17 protein-coding genes and 1 pseudogene are annotated in these 21,882 nt (G+C 68.1%); 12 read left to right on the top strand and 6 right to left on the bottom strand.

What is annotated here, in order from left to right; genetic code table 11:
- Window positions 1-406: 406 nt before the first annotated feature.
- Entirely contained in the window at window positions 407-1,507 is a 1,101-nt protein-coding gene (locus L0M17_RS17260; protein WP_241055644.1) for a glycosyltransferase family 9 protein, read from the bottom strand.
- 149 nt (window positions 1,508-1,656) lie between these two features.
- Between L0M17_RS17260 and L0M17_RS17255 the strand changes: the two genes are divergently transcribed.
- The 7 genes from L0M17_RS17255 (at window position 1,657) to L0M17_RS17220 (ending at window position 9,607) form a co-directional block, all read left to right on the top strand.
- On the top strand, window positions 1,657-3,117 hold the full coding sequence (locus L0M17_RS17255; RefSeq protein WP_241055643.1) for an aldehyde dehydrogenase family protein: 1,461 nt from the start codon (window positions 1,657-1,659) through the stop codon (window positions 3,115-3,117).
- Window positions 3,118-3,119: 2 nt separating this feature from the next.
- A complete protein-coding gene (locus L0M17_RS17250; protein ID WP_241055642.1) occupies window positions 3,120-4,670 on the top strand; it encodes a PfkB family carbohydrate kinase in 1,551 nt (516 codons plus the stop codon).
- Between the two features lie 53 nt (window positions 4,671-4,723).
- The gene (locus tag L0M17_RS17245; RefSeq protein WP_241055641.1) at window positions 4,724-5,551 is read left to right on the top strand and encodes a glycosyltransferase family 2 protein; all 828 of its coding nucleotides are present in this window, start codon (window positions 4,724-4,726) and stop codon (window positions 5,549-5,551) included.
- A gap of 481 nt (window positions 5,552-6,032) precedes the next feature.
- On the top strand, window positions 6,033-6,671 hold the full coding sequence (locus tag L0M17_RS17240; protein ID WP_241055640.1) for a DUF6328 family protein: 639 nt from the start codon (window positions 6,033-6,035) through the stop codon (window positions 6,669-6,671).
- Between the two features lie 17 nt (window positions 6,672-6,688).
- Window positions 6,689-8,188, top strand: coding sequence for an aminotransferase class I/II-fold pyridoxal phosphate-dependent enzyme (locus tag L0M17_RS22555; RefSeq protein ID WP_290427288.1), 1,500 nt, complete (start codon window positions 6,689-6,691; stop codon window positions 8,186-8,188).
- Window positions 8,189-8,229: 41 nt separating this feature from the next.
- On the top strand, window positions 8,230-9,066 hold the full coding sequence (locus L0M17_RS17225) for an ANTAR domain-containing protein (RefSeq protein WP_241055639.1): 837 nt from the start codon (window positions 8,230-8,232) through the stop codon (window positions 9,064-9,066).
- Between the two features lie 184 nt (window positions 9,067-9,250).
- Window positions 9,251-9,607, top strand: coding sequence for an SPW repeat protein (locus tag L0M17_RS17220; RefSeq protein WP_241055638.1), 357 nt, complete (start codon window positions 9,251-9,253; stop codon window positions 9,605-9,607).
- A 50-nt stretch (window positions 9,608-9,657) separates the two neighbouring features.
- On the opposite strand, the pseudogene L0M17_RS17215 reads toward L0M17_RS17220, so the two are convergent.
- Window positions 9,658-11,558, bottom strand: a pseudogene (locus tag L0M17_RS17215) (alpha-amylase family protein).
- Between L0M17_RS17215 and L0M17_RS17210 the strand changes: the two are divergent.
- The 4 genes from L0M17_RS17210 to L0M17_RS17195 all read left to right on the top strand — a co-directional run bounded on the left by L0M17_RS17210 (window position 11,487) and on the right by L0M17_RS17195 (window position 15,719).
- Window positions 11,487-11,651 carry a hypothetical protein gene (locus L0M17_RS17210; RefSeq protein ID WP_241056534.1) on the top strand — a complete coding sequence of 55 codons (165 nt, stop codon included), beginning with the start codon at window positions 11,487-11,489 and terminating at the stop codon, window positions 11,649-11,651. The pseudogene L0M17_RS17215 and the gene L0M17_RS17210 overlap by 72 nt on opposite strands.
- A gap of 151 nt (window positions 11,652-11,802) precedes the next feature.
- Window positions 11,803-14,112: an LGFP repeat-containing protein gene (locus L0M17_RS17205; protein ID WP_241055637.1), complete on the top strand. Its 2,310-nt coding sequence runs from the start codon at window positions 11,803-11,805 to the stop codon at window positions 14,110-14,112.
- Between the two features lie 91 nt (window positions 14,113-14,203).
- On the top strand, window positions 14,204-14,407 hold the full coding sequence (locus L0M17_RS17200) for a cold-shock protein (protein WP_043123986.1): 204 nt from the start codon (window positions 14,204-14,206) through the stop codon (window positions 14,405-14,407).
- 178 nt (window positions 14,408-14,585) lie between these two features.
- Entirely contained in the window at window positions 14,586-15,719 is a 1,134-nt protein-coding gene (locus tag L0M17_RS17195) for a glutathione-independent formaldehyde dehydrogenase (protein WP_241055636.1), read from the top strand.
- 16 nt (window positions 15,720-15,735) lie between these two features.
- Here L0M17_RS17195 and L0M17_RS17190 read toward each other — a convergent pair whose 3' ends face one another.
- On the bottom strand, window positions 15,736-16,776 hold the full coding sequence (locus tag L0M17_RS17190; RefSeq protein ID WP_241055635.1) for an NAD(P)-dependent alcohol dehydrogenase: 1,041 nt from the start codon (window positions 16,774-16,776) through the stop codon (window positions 15,736-15,738).
- 193 nt (window positions 16,777-16,969) lie between these two features.
- Between L0M17_RS17190 and L0M17_RS17185 the strand changes: the two genes are divergently transcribed.
- Window positions 16,970-18,415 carry an MFS transporter gene (locus L0M17_RS17185; protein WP_241055634.1) on the top strand — a complete coding sequence of 482 codons (1,446 nt, stop codon included), beginning with the start codon at window positions 16,970-16,972 and terminating at the stop codon, window positions 18,413-18,415.
- Between the two features lie 6 nt (window positions 18,416-18,421).
- On the opposite strand, the gene L0M17_RS17180 is transcribed toward L0M17_RS17185, so the two are convergent.
- The 3 genes from L0M17_RS17180 to L0M17_RS17170 all read right to left on the bottom strand — a co-directional run bounded on the left by L0M17_RS17180 (window position 18,422) and on the right by L0M17_RS17170 (window position 21,847).
- The gene (locus L0M17_RS17180) at window positions 18,422-19,162 is read right to left on the bottom strand and encodes an IclR family transcriptional regulator (RefSeq protein WP_241055633.1); all 741 of its coding nucleotides are present in this window, start codon (window positions 19,160-19,162) and stop codon (window positions 18,422-18,424) included.
- A 67-nt stretch (window positions 19,163-19,229) separates the two neighbouring features.
- Window positions 19,230-20,480, bottom strand: a complete 1,251-nt coding sequence (locus L0M17_RS17175; protein ID WP_241055632.1) for a M24 family metallopeptidase — start codon at window positions 20,478-20,480, stop codon at window positions 19,230-19,232.
- 38 nt (window positions 20,481-20,518) lie between these two features.
- Window positions 20,519-21,847, bottom strand: a complete 1,329-nt coding sequence (locus tag L0M17_RS17170; protein WP_241055631.1) for an MFS transporter — start codon at window positions 21,845-21,847, stop codon at window positions 20,519-20,521.
- Window positions 21,848-21,882: the final 35 nt, after the last annotated feature.

The following is a 21,882-nucleotide window of genomic DNA, read 5'->3' as shown; positions in this document are numbered from 1 at the left end:
GCGAGGGTGCATGTTTGACGCGAAAGCGTAGGTTTGCGACGAGAGCGTAGGTTTGCTGCGAGAGCGGACGTTTGGGGGCGGAGAAACGTACGCGTTGGCACCAAACCTGCGCTTTCGTGCGAAACCTCCGCCTTCGGTGCGCGGCGGCCCGCTGCAGGGTCGGTGAGCCGCGCGACCCGAGCTGCAGACGAGACCACGTCTGACGAGACCCGACCTAACGGACGAGACCACAGGGGATTACCTGTGGTCTCGTCCGTTGGCTGCGGTTTCGCGGAGATCGAGGGGGACCTGTGGTTTCGCCGGGGCCGAAAGTCGAGCTGCGGCGCGCCGCCATAAGAGAGTGCCCGGCCATAAGAGGGTGCCCGACAAGAGCGCGCGTCGCCACAAGAGAGTCCCCAGCCCGAGCTCAGTGCCCCGCCAGCAGGTCCCTCGCGTCCTGGAGCACGGCCTCGGTCGGTACCGCATCGACCCAGGTGACGGCGTGGTTGCAGTGCCGGCCGAACGGGTTGGTGCCGTCGGAGCCGCACACGGGGCAGTCGCCCCGCCATGCGATCTGGACGCGGTGGAGCCGCCGGCCCTCTGGCCCCGCGTTGATGAGGTTCCCGACCCAGTAGACGGACGCCGTCGGAGTCCCGAGTGCCTGGGCGAGGTGCCGGGGCCCGCTGTCGTTCGCGACGACGAGGCGCGCGTGCGCGAGTAGCCCCACGAGGGCCCTCACCGTAGTGCGTCCCGCCGCGGAGGAGATGAGCTCCTTGGCGCTTCCGGCGACCTCAACGGCCCTCTCCGCGATCCCGTCCGCGAGTTCCCGCTCGCCCGGATCTCCGACCACGATGACCTGCCAGCCGTCACGCGCAAGTTCCGCGGCCACGGCGGCGAAGCGCTCGGCGGGCCACCGGCGGCGGGGGTCGGTCGCCCCCGCGTGCACGACGACGAGCCCGGGCGCCCCGGGCACGAGCCACGGCTCGCCGGCCTCCGCGTCCGAGGGTGTGGCGATGAAGTGCGGTTCATGGTCGACGGCGGCCGCGCCGGCGAGCGCGACGACCTCGAGCCAGCGGGCGGCTTCGCGCTGGTAGTAGAGGTGGGGGATGACGCGCTCGAGCGGTTCGGCGTCGGGCGTCGCGCAGCCCACGGTGTGGCGGGCTTCGAGGGCGTTGACGAACGGGTTGGAGTTTCGGCCCCCGCCGTGGAGCTGAAGCGCGAGGTCGATGCCCTCGGCCCGCAGCTTCTCGATGACCTCGATGGTCTCGGGGTGCTCTCGCCAGCCGCGCCCGTCGGGGGCGACGGCGTCGGGGAAGACAGGCATGACGACGGTCCGGTCCACCGGGCCGGGACGGTCCTCGAGCAGGCTCGCGAGGAGCGGGGTCGTCAGCATGATCTGCTCGGCTGTCGGGTAGACGGCGCGGATCGACTCGAGTGCGGGCAGCGTCGAGAGCAGGTCGCCGATCCCGCCTCCGCGCAGGATCGCGATGCGCTCGACGCCGTCGAAGGGCTCAGGCGTGTCTGTCATGCAGGAGGGCTACCCTCCCGGATGCAGCAGGAAACTTGGGCCTCCGAAACGCGCGGGAAACGCGTGCGGAAACGCACGCGGGAGCGCGTGGCGTGGTTGGGGCGACGGCTCGCGGGTAACCCCTCGGTGCACTCAATCAGGAGGATTTGATGAGCTCTGCTTTGCCCGCCCGGGCAGCACAGTCGAAGCCTCTCACCGCGCCGCTCCCGCTCGTGGAGGCTGCTCGGAGTGAGGCCCAGGCCTCGGAGGGAGGCCGACGCCGGGACCCGCGCACAGGTGGGTTGCTTGCGTCCGTTCCGTTCAGCGATCCGGATCGCGCCGAGGCGGTCCTGCGCACGGCGCGTCAGGCGTGGATCGAGTGGCGCCGCTCGCCTCAGGCTGATCGGGCGGCCGCCCTGCGTGAACTCGCGGCCGCGGTGGACGACGCCGCCGAGGACCTTGCGGACCTCAATGCACGCGAGACGGGCCGCATCTTCGCGGACGCGCTCGCCGGCATCCGCGCTGGTGCCGAATCGCTTCGCCGCTACGCCGAGCTGAGCCTTCTCCGCTCTGGCCCGAGCCTCGCAGGCGTGGTGTCCGGCCTCGACTTCACGGTCTTCGAGCCGTACGGCGTCGTGCTCGGCCTCACCTCGTGGGACGATCCGGTCGCGACCGCGTGCGCCGTCGCGGGGGCAAGCCTCGCGGCAGGAAACGTCGCGGTCCTCAAGCCGAGCGAGCGGTGCCTGCTCGTCGCCCGTCGGCTGGGGGAGGTCTTCGAGTCGGTGACGCCGCCCGGCGTCCTCAGCACGGTGTTCGGCGACGCCGAGCTCGCCGAGGCCCTCGTACGGGACCGCCACATCGACGCCGTCGTCCACGTCGGGGGAGCGGACACTTCGGAGAGCCTAGCCGAGGCCGCTTACCGTGCGGGGGCTCGCCTTGTTCGCGTCCCGGCCGGCAACGGAGCGGTCATCGTGGACCGGGGCGTGGACGTCGAGTGGGCAGCCTCGTGCGTTGCGGAGTCCGCCTTCCAGCACGCTGGGCAGCTCCGCTGGTCCGCGGGCCGAATCTTCGTGATGGACGACGTCGAAGAGCCCTTCTTGGGGGCGCTCGCCCGCGAGGCGATCGCCTGGGGCGATCCGCAGCGTGTGGGACCGCTTGTCGACGACCAAGCCCGCCGCTCGGTCCACGATTCCGTGACAGCTTCAGTGGACCGTGGCGCGATCGCGGTCACGGGAGCGGGCATTCCCGAGGGGCCGGGCTCGTACTATCCCCCCACAGTCCTCGGCGCCTGCACGCCCCTCCTGCCCGTCATGCGCGAGGAGGTGCGCGGGCCCGTCGCAGCGGTCATGGGCGTGCACAGCTTCGAGGAGGCGCTTGCGGAGGCCGCCGAACCGCCGTCGGGCCCCGCGGCGACCGTCCTCACGCGGGACATCGGCCACGCCCAGCTTGCCGCGGCCGAGCTTCCCGTGGCCGCGCTCACCATCAACGGGATCGCGTCGGGTTCCGACGCGCCGAACGTACCCCAGGCCGGGATGCCCGCGGGTTTCGGACCGAATCTTCTCGACGAGCTGAGCCGCCCGAAGGCTGTCCACCTCGAACCCCCTGTCACTGCCCGAGCAAGGAGACACTGAGTATGGGAGCGGAGCACCTGATCGAGACCCTGCGCGGCAAGCGCCCGAGCGTCCTCGTTGTGGGGGACATCCTGCTGGACCGGCGCTGGGAGGGGACGGCCGAACGGCTGTGCCGCGAAGGCCCGGTGCCAGTGCTGGACGTGGACCGCACGCTCGACGCGCCCGGCGGCGCGGCGAACACCGCGATGAACCTCGCCGCCCTCGGTGCCCGTGTGCGGCTCGTGGGGGTCGCGGGCGACGACGAGCCGGGCGACGCGCTCGTCGCGCGGCTCGAGGAGGCCGGCGTCGAGACGGAGTCGATCGTTCGGCTTCCCGGGCGCACCACCTCGGTCAAGGCCCGGCTCGTCGCCGACGGCCAACTGCTCCTTCGCTCCGACTTCTGCCGTCCGGCCGAGGACGACGAGTCGCGGGAGGCGTGCGAACGCGCCCTCGCGGCGTTCGGCGACGCAGACGCCGTCGTGCTCTGCGACTACGGCCTTGGTGCGCTCGTGGCCTTGGACCGCCCCGCCGCACGCGAGCGCGCCCGCGCACTCGTCGTCGACGCGCGCCATCCGGGAGGCTGGGCGAGCCTGCACGCGGATGTCGTGACGCCGAACGCGAGCGAGGCGGCCGAGCTTCTGAGCTCGCCCGTACCGCGGGTCGACCGCATCACGTGGGCGGCCGAACACGCCGAGGAGATCAGCCGCGCCACGGGGGCTCGGCACACCCTCGTGACCCTCGACCGTGACGGCACTATCCTGCTGAGCGCGGACCAGACGGGCCACCCCAGCCACACGACCCGCGCCCGCCCCGCGCCGGAGCAGAACGCCGTCGGAGCGGGCGACACCTTCGTCGCGGGCCTCGTGCTCGGCCTCGCCGCTGGGCTCGCGATCGACGAGGCGGCCGACGTCGGCCAGGCTGCCGCCGACGTCGTCGTCGAGTCCCCGGGGACCTCGATCTGCACGTCCGAGCGGCTGCTCGCGGAGCTCGAAGGCACGCCGCGCCCCACGGGCGCTGGCAACTGGGGGGCCGGTCACCCGAGTACGGGCACGACGGCGGGCGAGGAGCGGGCGCTCAAGCGGCCCACCGCTGTGCGAACTTGGGAGGAGACCCGGCGCGCCGTCGAAGAGGCGCGCGAGGCGGGCTTCGCCGTCGTCCTCACCAACGGTGTCTTCGACGAACTGCACCGCGGGCACACTGCGTTCCTCGACGAGGCCGCACGCCATGGTGGCCTGCTCGTGGTGGGGGTCAACTCCGACGAGTCGGTGCGGCGGCTCCGCGGCGCATCGCCGGTGGTCGGCGAAGAGGATCGCGCCGCCGTCGTTGCTGCCCTCGGTTCCGTGGACTGCGCCGTCGTCTTCGATTCGGAGACCGCGGTGCCGCTCATCCGCGAGCTTCGGCCGGACGTCTACGTCAAAGGCGGGGATTACCTCCCCGGCATGCTCGCTGAGCAGTCGGCCGTGCGCGAGGTGGGCGGGCGGCTCGAGCTGCTCGGCTACGTGGAGCGGAAGACTGCGCCCTCTCAGCGCGGCCGCCACGCCGTCAGCAACGCCGATCGGGGAGAGCTCTCGTGACGGCACGCGGCCCGGAGGCATGGGGGGAGCGCCCGGGGCGCGGGGGGAACGCGATGCCTCCGCTCGAGGTCCTCATCCCCACACGCAACCGCCCGGCCGAGCTCGCGACCACGCTCGCGGGGCTCACGGCGCAGACGGAGACCGACTTCGGCGTCATCGTGAGCGATCAAAGCGACGGCGAGGCGAGCTGGGAGCACCCCGCCGCGCAGGCCATGCTCCGGGTGCTCGAGGCGCAGGGCCGCCGCGTGGCGGTCCGCCGCCACGAGCCGCGCCGCGGGTTGGCGGAGCACCGTCAGTTCCTTCTCGAACAGTCCGCTGCGCCACGTGTGCTGTTCCTCGACGACGACGTGTGGCTGGCGCCGAACGCCGTCCGCACGCTCCGGGAGGCTCTCGACGTGACGGACGCGGGCTTCGTCGGCATGGCCGTCCAGGGGCTCTCGTACCTCGACAATCGGCGGGAACGGGAGCTCGAGCCGTTCGAACCCTGGGACGGCCCGGTCGAGCCCGAGCGGCTCGGGCGGCACGAGCCGGGCTTCGCGCGCTGGACCCTGCACAACGCTGCCAATCCGGCCCACCTCGCAGCCCGCGCGCTCGCCGATGGGCGGCTGCGCCCCGGCGGATGGCTCGCCTACCGCATCGCGTGGGTCGGCGGCTGTGCGCTGTTCCGGCGGGACGTGCTCGTCGAGTGCGGCGGCTTCGAGTTCTGGCGTGACCTTCCCAGCTCACACGCCGGCGAGGACGTCGTGGCCCAGTGGCGCGTCATGGAGCGGTACGGCGGGGCTGGCATCCTGCCCTCGCACGCGGTGCATCTCGAGAGCCCGACGACGGTCCCGGACCGGGAGGCCGAGGCGACGGAGGTTCTGGGCCGCGTGCTGAGATAGCGGGCCCGGTGCTTTCCTCCATTTCGCAGTGACCGGAGGGGCGTTACCGTATGGTGTAGCGGCCGCCGAAACGGGAAAGAACCTGATGTCCGAGTAACCGAGACGCCGTGAGGAGGACCATGTTCGCAGTCATGACTGTGACGTCCGAGACCACGCTTCCACCGGAGGAGCGACCAGAACCGTCGCCTGACCCCGTTCCGGGGTTGCCTCCGGAGCAGCCGGAACCTGGCCGCGGACCTGATGGGCCACCTGACCCCAACCAGCCGTTCCCGGGACCGGGGGGACCCCCGGATCCGTTCGGCCCAGGTGGTCCGGCTATACCGGACGACTGAAAGGAATCGCACCGTACCGCTGGCGGCTCAGCCGCCGGCGGTCGGTCCGATTGGGCTGGTCAGTTTCATCCGTTCCGATCCAGTCGTTCGCCAGCCAGCGCCGCGAGCCAGTGCGGCCAGCCAGTATGGAAGGAGCGGCGGAGCTATCGATGTCATCCGATATCACTGATCCGGACGGACAGGGCGAAGTCGATCGGAACGGCGTGCGCTACGCGCTCTACCACCGCCGTGAGACGTATGCCGAGAAGCTCGACCGGAACTGGGCAGAGATCCTGCAGGAGCTCCGGATCCTCCAGACCGGCCTCCAGCTCATCGCCGGCTTCCTCCTGACCCTCCCGTTCCAGAACCGCTTCAGTGTCCTCGACCCCTACGAGAAAACCCTGTACCTCGCGCTCGTCATCATCGCGGCGACGGCGCTCTCAGTTGTGCTCATGCCGCTCGCGGTCCATCGCCGCCTGTTCCGGCGCCAGGTGAAGAACCGTCTCGTGACGAGCGGTGCGTGGGCAGCCAAGGTCGGCCTCGGACTCGCGGCCCTGCTCATCGTCGGCACGGCAGCACTCATCTTCGACGTCGTCCTCGGCCGGATCGAGTCCTGGATCGTCGCGGGCGCCCTCGCCGCGCTGTGCGTCGTCATGTTCCTCGCCGTGCCCGCCGTCGTCGTTCGCACCCCTGAACCGGCCCTCCTGCCGGAACCGGAGGATATCTCCCACGGACCGGATCAGCCCGCTCCAGACCAACCCCACGGCGACGTGATCGTGGAGGCCAAGGAAAGTCCCCAAGACGATTGATCCAGAAAGAGAGCCGAATGGACCAGAGCGAAGCCCCTATTCTTGCGGCACTCGAGGACTACAAGAAGTCTGATCACTACGGCTTCACGCCCCCGGGCCACCGTGAGGGCCGGGGTGTGGACGAGGAGACCCTTCACGCCATCGGGATGGACGCCTTCCGCTCTGACGTCCTCATGACGGGAGGCCTCGACGATCGCAAGTCGTCCAACGGGATCCTGAAGCAGGCGGAGGAGCTCATGGCAGAGGCCGTGGGCGCGGACCAGGCATTCTTCTCCACGTGCGGCAGCTCCCTCTCGGTGAAGGCCGCGATGCTCGCCGTCGCGGGAGGGAAGGGGCAGCTCCTCGTCGCACGGGATGTGCACAAGTCCGTCGTCGCCGGCCTCGTGTTCGCGGGCCTCATGCCCCGTTGGGTCTCGCCGTCGTGGGACCCGCAGCGGCACATCGCGCACCCGCCGTCGCCCGAGGCAGTCGACGAAGGCTTCGCCCGCTACCCGCGCGCCGCGGGGTGCCTTATCGTGAGTCCGACGCCGTACGGCACATGCGCGGACATCGCCGGCATCGCGGAGGTCTGCCACCGCCACGGCAAGCCGCTCATCGTCGACGAGGCATGGGGCGCTCACCTTCCGTTCCACGAGGATCTCCCGACGTGGGCCATGAACGCCGGCGCAGACGTGTGCGTCGTGAGCGTCCACAAGATGGGCGCTGGCTTCGAGCAGGGATCGGTCTTCCATCTGCAGGGCGATCTTGTGGACAGCTACCGGCTGTCCTCGTGCGCCGACCTCCTCGGCACCACGAGCACGAACGTGCTCATCCTCTCGGCGATCGACGGGTGGCGCCGCCACATGGTCAGCGAGGGACACCGAGTGCTGGGGGATGCCCTCGACGTCGCCCGGAACCTCCGGCGCGAGATCGACGCGCTGCCCGGCTTCCACGTGCTCGACGACGAGCTGCTCGGCGCGGAGTCCTCGCATGATCTTGACCGGCTCCAGGTCCTCATGGACGTCTCCGGCCTCGACGTGAGCGGCTACGACGCGGGGGACTGGCTGCGTGAGCACGAGGGCCTCGACCTGAGCCTCTTCGACCACGACCACATCCAGGCCGCGCTCTCGCTCGCGGACACGCCTGAGACGGCGGACCGCCTCCTCAGCTCCCTCAAGCGACTGGCCGAGGCGGCACCGAATCTCCCGCGCCCCAAGCCGGTCGACTTCCCGACCCCTGAGGAGCTCGAGCTCGAGCCCGCGATGCCCCCGCGTGAGGCGTTCTTCGCGGAGGCCGAGCTCGTCGACGCGAAGGACGCCGTGGGCCGGATCGCCGCCGAGCAGCTCACGCCCTACCCGCCGGGAATCCCGATCGTCGTGCCGGGGGAGAACATCAACGAGGCAGTCGTCGACTACCTCCGCAGCGGGGTCGAGGCGGGGATGGTAGTCCCGGGGGCCCAGGACCCCTCGGTGCAGAAAATCCGCGTCGTCGCCCACACGCGCCTGCCTTGGGCGGACCAGAGGGCGCCCCGGATCTAAACCCGTGCTTAGCATGCTCTTTTTTCGGGTACACCCTAGGCATGGAGTCAACGAGCCCTACGAACCGCCGGCAGCCCGGGGCGGAGGCTCGGAACGACGATCTTGACTTGGAGCGCCCAGAACTGGGGCACCCAGAACTGGAGTACTCCGAACTGGAGTACTCAGAACTGCACCGGCTGCTGCTCGAGCACAGAAGCCTGGAGGACGTCGCCTACGGCTTGGCCCAATGGGCGTCGGACTCGCTGGCCGAGCACGCGGTGGCGTGCGGGATTGCGGTGCAGCGGCGTCGTCGTCCGGTGCTCGTCGCGGCGAGCGACAAGTCCACGGAGCGCGTGATGCATTCTTGGCTGGCCCGAGAATCGAGCCCGCTTCGGTCCGTGCTCACGGAGTCCGTCTCCGTCATCGGACCGGACCACGCAGGGGATCCCGGCCATGCCACTTCGAATGTTGCGAGCACCTCGAGCGCCGAGACCCACAAGCTCGCAAGCGATCAGCTGCTGATGGCCCTCCCCGTTCCGCTTGAGGACGAGGCCCAGGCGGCGCTCGTCCTCCTCGGCGCAGAGGCGGAGCCCGACTCGCATGCGCTCCTCGGCGCCGTCGGACGCTGCCGGCGCGGGGTGTCCTGGGCCCTGCGGCTCGCAGCGCGGTATGCGCACCAGCAGGAGCTTGCCGAGCACCGCGCGGCCGCCATGAAGAACCGCACGGTGATCGACATCGCCATCGGCGTGGTCATGGGCCAGAACCGGTGTTCGCCCGAGGACGCGTTCGAGATCCTCAAGCGGGCGAGCAACGCGCGCAACGAGAAGCTCGCGGACGTGGCCCGGGGCGTCGTGGCCAGCGTGACGAACTCGGACGTCGAAACGAAGTTCGAGGCCTGAAGTTCGAGGCCCGAAAAATGATGCCCAGTCCGTTACCTTATGTGCCCTTTACAGCATGGGTCGGAGAGTCGTGTACTTGAAATGGCCAGCGGCCTAGGCGCGCCGGCGCGGAAGCACCGACCACCAACCACTGACCGGCTCCTTCGGGAAGCCGGAGGAGCAAGTTGTTGGGAGGAGTAACCAAATGACAAAGTGGACCCGTTGGGAGGACTACGTAGCAGGAGTCTGCGGCCTGTACGCCGCGCTGGCGGTCTTCTGGACCAACCAGACTGGCTCGTCAAGGTCCCTCATGCTCGTATTCGGCATCCTGCTGATCGTTGCGGCGGTTCTCAATCTGTCCATGCCCGGCACTCCGTGGCTCGAGTATGCACAGTGCGCCTTGGGAATCCTGTTGTTTATCTCCCCGTGGATGGGCGCCTACTACGACCACACGGGTGCAGCATGGACTTCATGGATCGCAGGGATCATCGCGGCCGGCGTCACGGCTGCGGCGATCAAGCCCGCTATCGACACGCATCACAGGATGATGCCGTCGCACTGACAAGAAAGTCCACTCAATCCGGCCGCGGCGCTCAGGGCGCCGCGGCCGTTCTATGCTTGCCCGTTCTGTGCGCGCCCGGCCCTGAGCCACACGAAGGACTGCGCCCCGAGCGTGAGCCCCTCGCCGAGCGGCACCGGGGCCCCAGTGACGAGGTCGACAGTGAAGAGGTCGACAGTGAAGAGGTCGACGGCGTCGCCCCCGAGCCCCGACAGCGTCGCCGCGGCGACGTGCTGGGGCGCGTCGTCGAAGTTCGCGAGGACGACGACGGTGCTCGCCTCGCCGGGCCGCTGGTAGCCGAGGACGTGGGGGTTGTGCGTGTGGAAGTCGATGAGGCGGTTGCCTGCGAACTCCGGCGTCTGCCCCCGTACTTCGAGCATCCTCCGGATTCCTGCGTAGACGGCGCCCTCGGGCGCCGAAGGATCGTTGCGGTGCGCGTAGCGCTCCACGGGAAAGTGCGGGCGGTGGACCCAGCGGCTGTCCGCCTCGTGTCCGCGCTCCTGACTGTAGGAGTAGTCGTTGAGCTGCCCTACCTCATCGCCGAGGTAGAGGAGCGGGATGCCGCCGGTGCTCATGGCGATCGAGTGGACGAGGAGGATGCGCCGGACGGCCTCGGGTGAGCCGTCTTCGAGGCCGCAGAGCGATGCCGTCGTGCCGGAGATGCGGCAGTCGCCCGTGCGGGGGTTGTCCTGGAAGGCGACGCCCCGGGCGAAGCTCCCCGGGAAGCGGTTCACGTAGAAGGCGTTGAGGAAGCGGCGGTGGTCGAAGCCGTTGATCCCGAACTCCGCGGCGTCCTCGTCAGCGAACGTCCAGCCGATGTCGTCGTGGCTCCGGACGTAGTTGACCCACGCCGTGCCGGGCGGGAGGTTATGGCGGCGTTCGAGCGCCTGGGAGAGGAGCCGCGCGTCACGGGTCGCGAGCGCCTCCCATGTGAGGGCCATCTCAAGCGGGTTGTACGAGAGCTGGCATTCGGCGGGGTCGATGTACTGCACCACCTCGTCGGGGTGGACGATCGCCTCCGACTTGAAAAGGAGCGACGGCGCGGCGAGGCGGCACACGGCGTTGAACGCCCGGAGGAGCTCGTGCGCTTGGGGCAGGCTCTCACAGGCGGTCCCGAGCTGCTTCCAGATGAACGCGACGGCATCCATGCGGAGGATCTCCACGCCTTGGTTCGCGAGGAACAGCATCTCGGCCGCCATGGCCCGGAAGACCGCTGGGTTCGAGTAGTTGAGGTCCCATTGGAAGGTGTGGAACGTGGCCCACACCCAGCGTCCGTCGGGAAGCTGCACGAACGATCCGGGTGGTCGTCGGGGAAGATCTCCCGGACTGTGCGCTCGTAGGCGTCGGGCATGGTTCGGTCCGGGAAGATCCAGTAGTAGTCCTCGAACTCGGGCTCGCCCGCGGCCGCTCGTCTGGCCCATTCATGCTCGTTCGAGGTGTGATTGAAGATGAAGTCCACGACGAGGCTGATGCCGCGCTCCCGGAGTTCCGCCGCGACGTCACGAAGCTCCTGCATCGTGCCCAGACGCGGATTGACCTGACGGTAGCTCGAGACGGCGTAGCCGCCGTCCGAGTTCGGCTCGGGAGCGAGGAACAGCGGCATGAGGTGCAGGTACGTGAGGCCGAGCTCTTGGAAGTAGGGGATGCGCTCGCGGAGTCCTTCGAGATTCCCCGCATACCGGTCCACGTAGCAGACGGCACCCAGCATCTGGCGTGACTGGAACCAATCCGGCTCCGCCTCGCGCCGGGCGTCCAGGGCTTTGAGCTCGGCCGGCCGTTGCTCCCACGACCTCGCGCACTCGAGGACGAGCGCAGTGAGGTGTTCGAGCCAGTCGTCGCGAGAGCCGTAAAGCGAGCGAAAGAGCTGCTCGAGGTCCGGGAAATGAAGCTCGAATCGGCGCTCGAATTCCTCACGGTCGGGACTTTCGCGCCCCAGTTCCGGGTCCCGGTCCAATGCCGTCAGGACGCGCTTCCGGGTCTCCTCTTCGCCGCCCGCAATATCCGGCACGTGGTCCCTTCCGCAGCGTGGCGTTCACGGTCCAAGTGAACCGTGACACATAGATTAGTGGTGGACGCTGGCTCGAGGTATACGTTGACCTCTTTAGTCTCGAAGCGTGACCCTCCGAAAAGAGGGTTTCTTTGGCTTGTCATATACCAGTAATATTGGCGCTGACTTGCGTCAAGGGGAGAGGACTGGCATGGCCAAGCGGGTAGACAGGGCAAATCGGAGTCGCAAAGCGGTTGTCTCGGCGCTTGGCGCCGTCTTCCTCGCGGCGGCCCCGACGACGTCGGCCATCGCTTCCCCGGGAGCCGAGCCCGCCGCGGTCCAGCCGGCACTTTCCTATCCGCAGCGAACAGCCCAGATTTCGGTGACGCTTGTCACAGTCAAGACGACCGATCATCCGACGGCCACCTATGACACCACCGCTCTGCAGAATTCTTTCCAGTCGGCCAACAGCTACTGGCAGACCATTTCCGCAGGGCACATTTCCCTTGTTCAGGCGGGCTCCGTTCAGAGCACCTCGATCAACTATGCCTCGACCGCGGATTTCTCGACCATCATGAATGCCGTCGCCAGCAACCTTAAGTGGACCGACGGGCCCGACAAAGTCCTCATGATGATGATTCCGGGCGCCAATATCTCCGTGAGCGGCGTCTCGGGTGCCCTCGGCGTGACGTGGGAGACGGGCACGCCCGGAAGTGAAGGCGGGCGCGTCCTCGTCGCGCAGCAGTCGAGCTTCACCGGCCCTGTCATGACCCACGAGCTTGGCCACATCCAGGGCCTCGGCCACTCTAATATCCTGCAGTGCACCGACGGCGCGATGGACTCGCAGATCGTGGGCAGCGCGTTCGCGGACTCCGCGTGCTCGTCCCGCGAGTACGGCGACAACAACAGCATCATGGGGATTTCCCAGTACAGCTGGCCCTACCTCGACTCGGTCCTGTTCCAGTTCGGCGGCTTCGGCAACGGCAACGAGGTCCAGGACGCCGGGACGGCGGGTACCGCGAGGACGTACACGCTCACGCCGTGGGCAGGCACGGGCGCGAGCCGTGCGCTCGAGTTCACCGACCCGGCGACGGGGGAGATCTACAACCTCCAGTACAAGGCCCCCATCGGCTACGACGCTCCCACCGCCACTGGCGGCAACCAGGGGATCCAGATCCTCAAGACGGACATCGACCCCACGGAGTCGCTGCTCATCCCGCCGAGCACGCAGCCCTACAGCGGCTACTACTCGTACAACCTCTCGTGGCAGCCAGGGCAGACGTTCACGACGGACGGCGGAACTCAGGTCACCGTCAATTCGGTTTCCTCGTCCTCCGCGACCGTCACCGTCACGGCGATGGCCGCGATCATCGGCCCGCAGATGGACGCGAAGGCCGCGCAGTGGGGCCTCGGCTCGGCAACGGGAGCGATCACGCCGATCCGCAATGGCGGCTACTACCGCAACTATCAGGGCGGCGCCGTCATTTGGACGCCCGCGAACGGTGCGATGGTCTCGCACGGGGCGATCCGCTCGCGCTGGTCCGCCCTCGGCTTCGAGAACGGCCCCCTCGGCTACCCGACCACTGACGAGGTCTCGGGCCTCCGCAACGGCGGCGTGTACCAGAACTATGAGGGTGGGGCCATCATCTGGTCGCCTGCCACGGGCGCTCACTCGTCCATGGGCGTGATCCGGCAGCGCTGGCAGCAGCTCGGCTTCGAGGGCGGGGAGCTCGGCTACCCCACGAGCGAGACGGTCACCGGGCTTCGCAACGGCGGTTCCTACCAGAACTTCGAGAACGGCGCCATCATCTCCTCGCCGACGGCGGGGACTCACGAGTCCGTAGGTGCGATGCGGACGCGCTGGTCGCAGCTCGGGTTCGAGGGCGGAATCCTCGGCTACCCGACGACCAACGTCGTGACAGGTCTCACCAACGGCGGCTCGTACCAGAACTATGAGGGCGGCGCGATCATCTCCTCGCCCACCGCGGGCACGCACGAGTCCTATGGTTCAATCCGGCAGGAGTGGCAGCAGCTGGGCTTCGAGACCGGGAAGCTCGGCTACCCGACGAGCAACATCGTCGGTGGGCTCATCAACGGCGGCTCCTACCAGAACTACGAGAACGGCGCGATCATCTCCTCGCCTACAGCCGGCACGCACGAGTCGTACGGCCCGATCCGGCAGGAGTGGTCGACTACCGGCTTCGAGACGGGGGTGCTCGGCTACCCGACCACCGAGGTCGTCTCCGGCCTCGTGAACGGCGGCACCTACCAGAACTACCAGGGTGGGGCGATCGTCTGGTCGCAGGCCACGGGCGCCCACGAGTCGTACGGCCCGACCCGTCAGGCCTGGCAGTCGACAGGCTTCGAGAGCGGGAAGCTCGGCTACCCGACGAGCGAGGTCTACGCGATCACGACCGGGACCACCACGACCGGGACCACCACGACCGGGACTGAGCAGGACTTCCAGGGCGGCAAGATCGTCTACAGCAACGGGACCGCGACGATTACCTACAAATCCTGATCGCCTGTAGACTGGTCGGAATGCCTTCCGGGGCATTCCCTGGCCGCTGGCTCTTTCCCGCGGCCGAATCAAACAGAAAGTAAGACTGACTATGGCCACTGGCACCGTCAAATGGTTCAACTCTGAGAAGGGCTTCGGCTTCATCGCTCCCGATGGCGGTGCTCCCGATGTGTTCGCGCACTACAGCGCGATCGTCGCCCAGGGCTTCCGCTCGCTCGAGGAGGGCCAGCAGGTCGAGTTCGACACCGAGCGTGGCCCCAAGGGCCCGCAGGCCACGAACATTCGCCCGCTCTAACGGCGTCTCGGAGACTTCAGGTTTCCTCGAAAGCACGCGTTTCCTCTTCGGAGACGCGTGCTTTCGCGTTTAACGCTTCGGGTGACCAGGCCGCCGTCGCCCGCGGACCCGATCGCCATTTCAGGATTTGTACCTGTCCAACAGTGTTGGGGTGTGGGCGCGGGGGTAAGACGCGGCCATGAAAGCTGTCGTGTATCAGGGCCCGTTCAACGTCACCGTCGAAGAGGTGGAGGATCCTCGCATCGAGGAACCCTTGGATGCCATCATCCGCATCACGACCTCGAACATCTGCGGTTCCGACCTGCACCCCTATGAGGGACGCGCGGAACTCGAGCAGGGGATGGTGATCGGCCACGAGAATATGGGGATCGTCGAGGAAGTCGGCTCGGCGGTCAATCGAGTCAAGGTCGGCGACCGAGTGTCGGTGCCGTTCAACATTGCCTGCGGGACGTGCCGCAACTGCAACGAGGGGTTCACGTCGGCCTGCCTCCGCGCCAACCCGACCGGTACGCCGGGCGCCGGCTACGGCTACCCCAAGATGGGCGGTTACTGGGGCGGTCAGGCGGAGCTCCTGCGCGTCCCGTGGGCGGACTTCAACCTGCTCAAGCTGCCGGAGGGCAAGGAGCACGAGAGCGACTTCACGCTGCTCTCCGACATCTTCCCGACCGGGTACCACGGCTCGGAGCTTGCGGGCGTGAGCCCGGGACACTCGGTCGTAGTGTTCGGCGCGGGTCCGGTCGGACAGCTCGCGGCGTATAGCTCACTGATCCGCGGAGCCTCGCAGGTCTTCGTCGTGGACAAGGAGCCGGACCGCCTCGCGCTCGCGGAGCGTCTCGGCGCGACCGCGATCAACTTCGCGAACGAGGATCCGACCGAGGTCGTGATGAACGCGACGAGCGGCGTCGGCGCTGACTGCGGGATCGAGGCTGTCGGCTATCAGGCCCACGATGCGACCGGGCAGGAACACCCCGAGATGGTCCTCGACAACCTCATTCAGGCCGTCCGCGCGACCGGGCACATCGGCGTGGTGGGCGTCTACATGCCCCAGGACCCGGGCGCGGCCAACGATCTGGCGAAGCAGGGCCGCATCGCGTTCGACTACGGAACGGCGTTCACGAAGGGCATCAGCATCGCGGGCGGCCAGTGCCCGGTGAAGAAGTACAACCGGTACCTGCGCGATCTCATCATCGCGGGCCGCGCCGAGCCCTCCCTCATCGTGTCGCATGAGGTCGGGCTCGACGAGGCGCCGGATGCCTACGAGAAGTTCGACAAGCGCGTCGACGGCTACACGAAGGTGCTCCTGCACCCGTAGCCGCGCGGGTGCCGCGTTAGAGAGTGGCCGTGTCGATCACGAAGCGGTAGCGGACGTCGCTTGCGACGACGCGCTCCCACGCCTCGTTGATCTTCTCCGCGGGGATGACCTCGATTTCTGCCCCGAGCCCGTGCTCGGCGCAGAAATCGAGCATCTCCTGGGTCTGGCGGATGCCGCCGTTCTTGGTCCCGGCGAGCCGGCGGCGGAAGCCGACGAGCGAGCCCGGGCCGAAGCTCATGGCGTTCTCCGGCAGGCCCGCGGCGACGAACGTCCCGTCGAGTGCCAGCAGTCCCAGGTAGGCGTCGAGGTCCAGATCGGAGGAGACGGTGCTCACGATCAGGTCGAAGCGGCCCTTGAGGTCCTCGAAGGTGCTCTCGTCCGAGCTCGCGTAGTAGTGGTCGGCGCCGAGCCGGAAGGCGTCGTCCTGCTTCTTGAGGGACTGGCTGATGACCGAGACCTCAGCGCCGAGGGCGTGGGCGATTTTGACGCCCATGTGCCCGAGACCGCCCATCCCGACGATCGCGACCTGCTTGCCGGGCCCGGCGTTCCAGGTCTTGAGCGGGGAGTACAGGGTGATGCCCGCGCACAGGAGCGGGGCGGCGACGTCGAGGTCGAGGGCGTCGGGAATGCGCAGGACGTAGTCCTCCTCGACGGTGATGTGGGTGCTGTACCCGCCGGCGGTGGGTTTGCCGTCGCGGCCGATCGCGTTGTAGGTGCCGATCTCGCCTTCGAGGCAGTACTGCTCCTCCCCGGCGAGGCAGTTCGCGCACTTGCGGCACGAGTCGACGTAGCAGCCGACGCCGACCCGGTCACCGACGGCGTACTTGCTCACCTCGGCCCCGATCGCCTCCACGACTCCGGCGATCTCGTGCCCCGTGACGATGGGATAGGAGATGGCGCCCCATTCGCCGCGGGCGGTGTGGATGTCGGAGTGGCAGATGCCAGCGAACTTGATGGCAATGAGGACCTCGTGGGGGCCGGGCTCGCGCCGTTCGATCGTGGTGGGGACAAGGGGTTCGGTCGCGGACGGAGCCGCGTAGGCACGTGCTGTAGGCATAGATCCACGCTACACAGGCTGGCTGCAACTGTCAGGGAGGAGGCCATCCCCTGCCCTTCCTAGGACTCGCAGACCTACCCTGAGCGGCAGATTGAACTCCAAGGACGGGACTAATCCCGCCCCTTCCGGGGTTGCTGCTTTAGGACTCTGGCCATTCGTGCCACGCACGCCTCCACAGAAGAGAACGAAAGTCATGACGAAGACACACGCCGAGGGAGTGGGCTTTCGCTCGGAACGTGGCCCCATCCTCATCGCTCTGATGCTCACGACCGCCTTGGTCGCGATTGATTCGACGATCGTCGCGACCGCGGTGCCGTCTATCGTCCGCGACGTCGGAGGGTTCTCGTCCTTCCCGTGGCTCTTCTCGGGCTATCTGCTCGCCCAGGCGGTGTCGGTGCCCGTCTACGCGAAGCTCTCGGACATGGTCGGGCGAAAGCCGATCGTCTTGGCCGGCATCGGGCTCTTCATGCTCGGCTCGATCCTCTGTGGCGTCGCGGTCAGCATGCCAGCCCTTATCGCATTCCGCGTCCTGCAGGGCCTCGGGGCCGGAGCCGTCCAGCCCATGGCGATCACGATTGCGGGCGATATCTACTCGCTCGCAGAACGCGCGAAGGTCCAGGGCTACCTCGCGAGCGTGTGGGCCATCTCCTCTGTCGTCGGACCGACGCTGGGCGGCGTCTTCTCCTCGCTCGGCATCTGGCGCGGGATCTTCCTCATCAACGTGCCCCTGTGCGTGCTTGCGGGGTGGATGCTCGTCCGCACGTTCCACGAGAAGATCGAGCGTGCTCGGCACCGCATCGACTACACCGGCTCGGCGCTCCTCACTGGCGCGATGACCCTCATCATCCTCGGCGCCCTCGAAGGCGGACAGGCCTGGGCGTGGAACTCGTCCTTGGGCATCGGTGTCTTCGTGATCGGCGCGGTGCTGCTCGTGGCCTTCGTCTTCGCCGAGCGGCGCGCCACGGAGCCGGTCCTTCCGCTGTGGGTCATTTCGCGCAGGCTCCTGCTCACCACGACGCTCATCTCCTTCGGCGTCGGCGCCATCATCCTCGGGCTCACGTCCTACGTCCCCACGTTCCTCGAAGGGGCCCTTTCGGTCTCGCCCGTGCTTGCGGGCCTCGCGCTCGCCGCGCTGACGATCGGGTGGCCCATCAGCGCGTCCCAATCCGGGAAGCTCTACCTGCGCATCGGTTTCCGGAACACGGCCCTCATCGGGATCGTGATCTCCGTGGTCGGCGCGAGCGTCCTCGCCCTCTCGGCGCAGACCCCGAACGTCGTGCTCGTCGCGGTGAGCTGCTTCGTCGTCGGCCTCGGGCTCGGTCTCGTCGCGACGCCGACCCTCATCGCCGCCCAGTCGAGCGTCGAATGGAACGAACGCGGCGTCGTGACCGGCACCAACATGTTCGCCCGCTCGATCGGCAGCTCCCTCGGCGTCGCGGTATTCGGCGCCGTCGCGAACGCGATCTACGCGAGGACGCCCAACGGCAGCACGAACCCCCACACGATCATCTCGGCCTCGGACACCGTGTTCTTTGCGGTTCTGGTCGGGACCCTGCTCACGGTCGTCGCCGTCCTCTGCATGCCTCGGGTCGGGCGCGAGGTTGCGGCCCCAGCGCAGCGCGCCGCGGCGTCGTCCTAAGAAGTCCTAAGAAGTCCTGGGCGCCCCGCCGAGCCGCCGCGTTACCTCCGCGGCGGTCTCGGCGCAGGCCTTTCCGAGGTCCGTGACCTGCTCGGGGGAGATGCGGAAGCGCGGGGCCGAAATGAGCACTGCGGCGACGATCTCGCCCCGGTGGTCGTACACGGGCGCGGCGACACCGACTTCCTCTGACGATGTCTCGCCATAGTTGACGGCGTATCCCCGCTCTGACACTTCGGCGAGCCGGGCGAGGTAGGCCTCGAGCTCGTCATCGGTACCCCCGAGCGCCTCGCGCACGCGCTCGGCCGTCTCGGCCGCGAGGAAGACTTGGACGGAGGCCGAGAGCGTCGTGGCGTACCGCGTCCCGAGCGTCGTGGTGTGCTTGACTTGGTGCCGGCTCGGGATCTGCTCCACGGAGACCGCTTCGCTCCCGTTCCACAGGAGGAGCGCACTCGTCTCGCCGGTTCGCTCGGCGAGCTCCCGCAGCGCGGGGTAGGCGACGCGGCGCTCGTCGAGGTCCGCGAGGAGCGGCCCGGCGATCCCGATGATGCCGAGACCAAGCCTGAAGCGGCGCGTCGGCTCGTCCCGCTCCACGAGGCCCTCGGCCTCGAGGATCGCGAGGATTCGCGAGACCGAGCTCTTGTGCAATCCCACGCGGGCCGCGATGTCGGTGACGCCGAGCAGCGGCTCGTCGACGCTGAAGCAGCGCAGCACGGCCACGGCGTTCGAGATAGGGGAGGGGCCAGTCATGGATTCCACCCTAAGTGGCGGGGCCTCGCGACCCCGCCACGCTGGTTGTTATGCCTCGATGATGTTGTCAGCCTTGGATGATGTTGTTCTCCGGCCCGAAGCCGAACTTCGTGATGTTCTCGGCCCCGTCCTTGCCGACCACGAGGATGTCGTGCTCGCGGTAGCCGCCCGCGCCCGGCTGGCCCTCGGCCACCGTGATCATGGGCTCCATCGAGACGACCATCCCGGGCTCGAGCACCGTCTCGATGTCCTCGCGCAGCTCGAGGCCGGCCTCGCGTCCGTAGTAGTGCGAGAGGACGCCGAACGAGTGGCCGTAGCCGAACGTGCGATTCGGGAGAAGGCCGTGCGAGATGTATATCTCGTTGAGCTCGGCCGCGATGTCCTTGCAGACCGCACCGGGCTTGATGAGCTCGAGGCCGCGGCGGTGCACCTCGACGTTGATCTCCCATAGCTCGAGCGAGCGGGCGTCGGGCTGGCCCAGGAACATCGTGCGCTCGAGCGCGGTGTAGTAGCCGGAGGTCATGGGGAAGCAGTTGAGCGAGAGGATGTCGCCCTTCTGCAGCTTCCTCGTCGTCGCCCAGTTGTGCGCGCCGTCGGTGTTGATGCCGGATTGGAACCACACCCAGGTGTCGCGGATTTCGGAGTCGGGGAACGTGCGCGCAATCTCGTGGACCATGGCCTCCGTGCCGATGAGCGCGACCTCGTACTCGGAGATGCCCTCGCGGATCGCGGCCTTGATGGCCTCGCCCCCGAGGTCGCCGATGCGGGCGCCGTGCTTGATGACCTCGATCTCCTCGGGCGACTTGATCATGCGCTGCCGCATCGCGGCCTGCGAGACGTCCACGAGCGCCGCGCCCGGGAACGCCGCCGCGATCCGCTCGCGTTGGAGCTGCGGGACCGTGTCGTCCTCGATGCCGAGGCGCTTCGCCGTGATGCCGCGCTGCCGCAGCGCCTCCTGCAGCCCGAAGTAGAAGTTGTCTCGCCGCCAGTCCGTGTACACGATGTTCTCGCCGTAGCTGCGGCGCCACGGCATGCCGGCGTCGATGTTCGCGGTGACCGTCACCTGGTCGTCGGGGGTGACGAGGAGCGCGTAGGAACGGCCGAAGTACGTGAAGAGGAAATCGGAGTAGTACTTGATGCTCTGGTACGAGGTGAGGACGACGGCGTCCAGCTCCTTCTCCGCCATGATCTTCCGGAGGCCGGCGAGGCGACGCTCGAATTCGGCATCAGAGAACGTGAGCGGCTGCTTGGTCCCGTTGTGCAGGACCTTGAGGCGCTCGAGCTCGGAAACCGAGGTGACGGTGGTGTCGATGGGCATGGTTCTCCTTAATAAGGGGTTGTGATGGTGAGAGGAAGTCAGTTGGCCAGAGGCTTCTTGTAGGTCTCCTTCGCGCACAGCACGGCGACGAGTGAGACGAGCGCGGCGGCCACGAGGTACCAGGCCGGGGCGAGCTTGGTGTGGAGGACTCCGATGAGGAGCGTTGCGACGAACGGAGCCGTGCCGCCGAAGAGAGCGTTGGCGAGGTTGAAGCTCACCGCGAAGCCTGAGTAGCGGATCCGGGTGGGGAAGAGCTCCGCGAGGAAGCTCGGCAGGGTTCCGTCGTTGAGCGTGAGCATGCCGCCCAGGAAGATCTCGACGAGCAGGATCACGGCGAAGTTGCCCGCGTCGAGGAGCATGAAGGCCGGGACCGTGAGTACGGCGAACAGCACCGACGCCGTGATGAGGACCCGCCTCCGGCCGAACCGGTCCGACGCGAGGCCGGTGAGGAAGATGAAGCCGATGTACGTGACGAGCGCGATCGTCGTCGCGACGAACGACTCCGTGGCCCCGAACCCGAGCTCGGTGGAGAGGTAGGTGGGCATGTAGGAGAGGATCACGTAGAAGCCGACGGCGTTGAGCAGCACGGCGCCCACCGCGAGCACGAGGGAGCGCCAGTGCAGCGTGAACATGTCCTTGATCGGCGCGTGGTCGACCTTGTCCTCGTGGGCGAGCTCGCGGAACACCGGGGTGTCCTCGAGCTTGGTCCGGATGTACCGGCCGATGAGCCCCATCGGCGCGGCGAGGAGGAACGGCAGCCGCCAGCCCCACTCGGCCATCTGCTGCGTACTCAGGACAACCGAGAGTACCGCCGCGAGCAGCGAGCCCAGCAGGAGGCCGGCTGCCGTCGAAGCGGGGACGACGGCGGCGTACATCCCGCGGCGGTGGGCCGGGGCGTACTCGACGAGGAACGCCGAGGCTCCCGCGTACTCCCCGGCCGCCGAGAAGCCCTGGATGACGCGGATGACGAGCAGGATGATCGGCGCGCCGACCCCGATGAGGCTGTACGACGGGATGAGCGCGATGCAGAACGTCGCGCCGCTCATGATCAGGATCGAGATCGAAAGGGCAGTGCGGCGGCCGAGCCGATCGCCGATGTGGCCCCAGATGAAGCCGCCGAGCGGCCGCACGAAGAACGAGATCGCGAAGACCGCGAACGTCGCGAGGAGCGCTGTCTGCTTGTCCGAGTCGGGGAAGAACGCCGAGGCGATCGTCGAGGCGAGGTAGCCGTAGACGGCGTAGTCGAACCATTCGACGAAGTTGCCGATGAAGCTGCCCCAGATAACGCGCCGGCGGGCGTCTTTGCCGAGTCCGGAGGCCAGCGGGGCCGATGTTGCGTGGGCCAAAGAGGGCTTGTCAGTGCTCATGGGAACCACCAGGGGGATTTGGGTTGCTATAAATG

This window comes from Sinomonas terrae, assembly GCF_022539255.1.
Lineage (GTDB): Bacteria > Actinomycetota > Actinomycetes > Actinomycetales > Micrococcaceae > Sinomonas > Sinomonas terrae.
The sequence above is the reverse complement of the archived record's forward strand: the minus strand, read 5'-3'. Positions and strand labels throughout refer to the sequence as shown.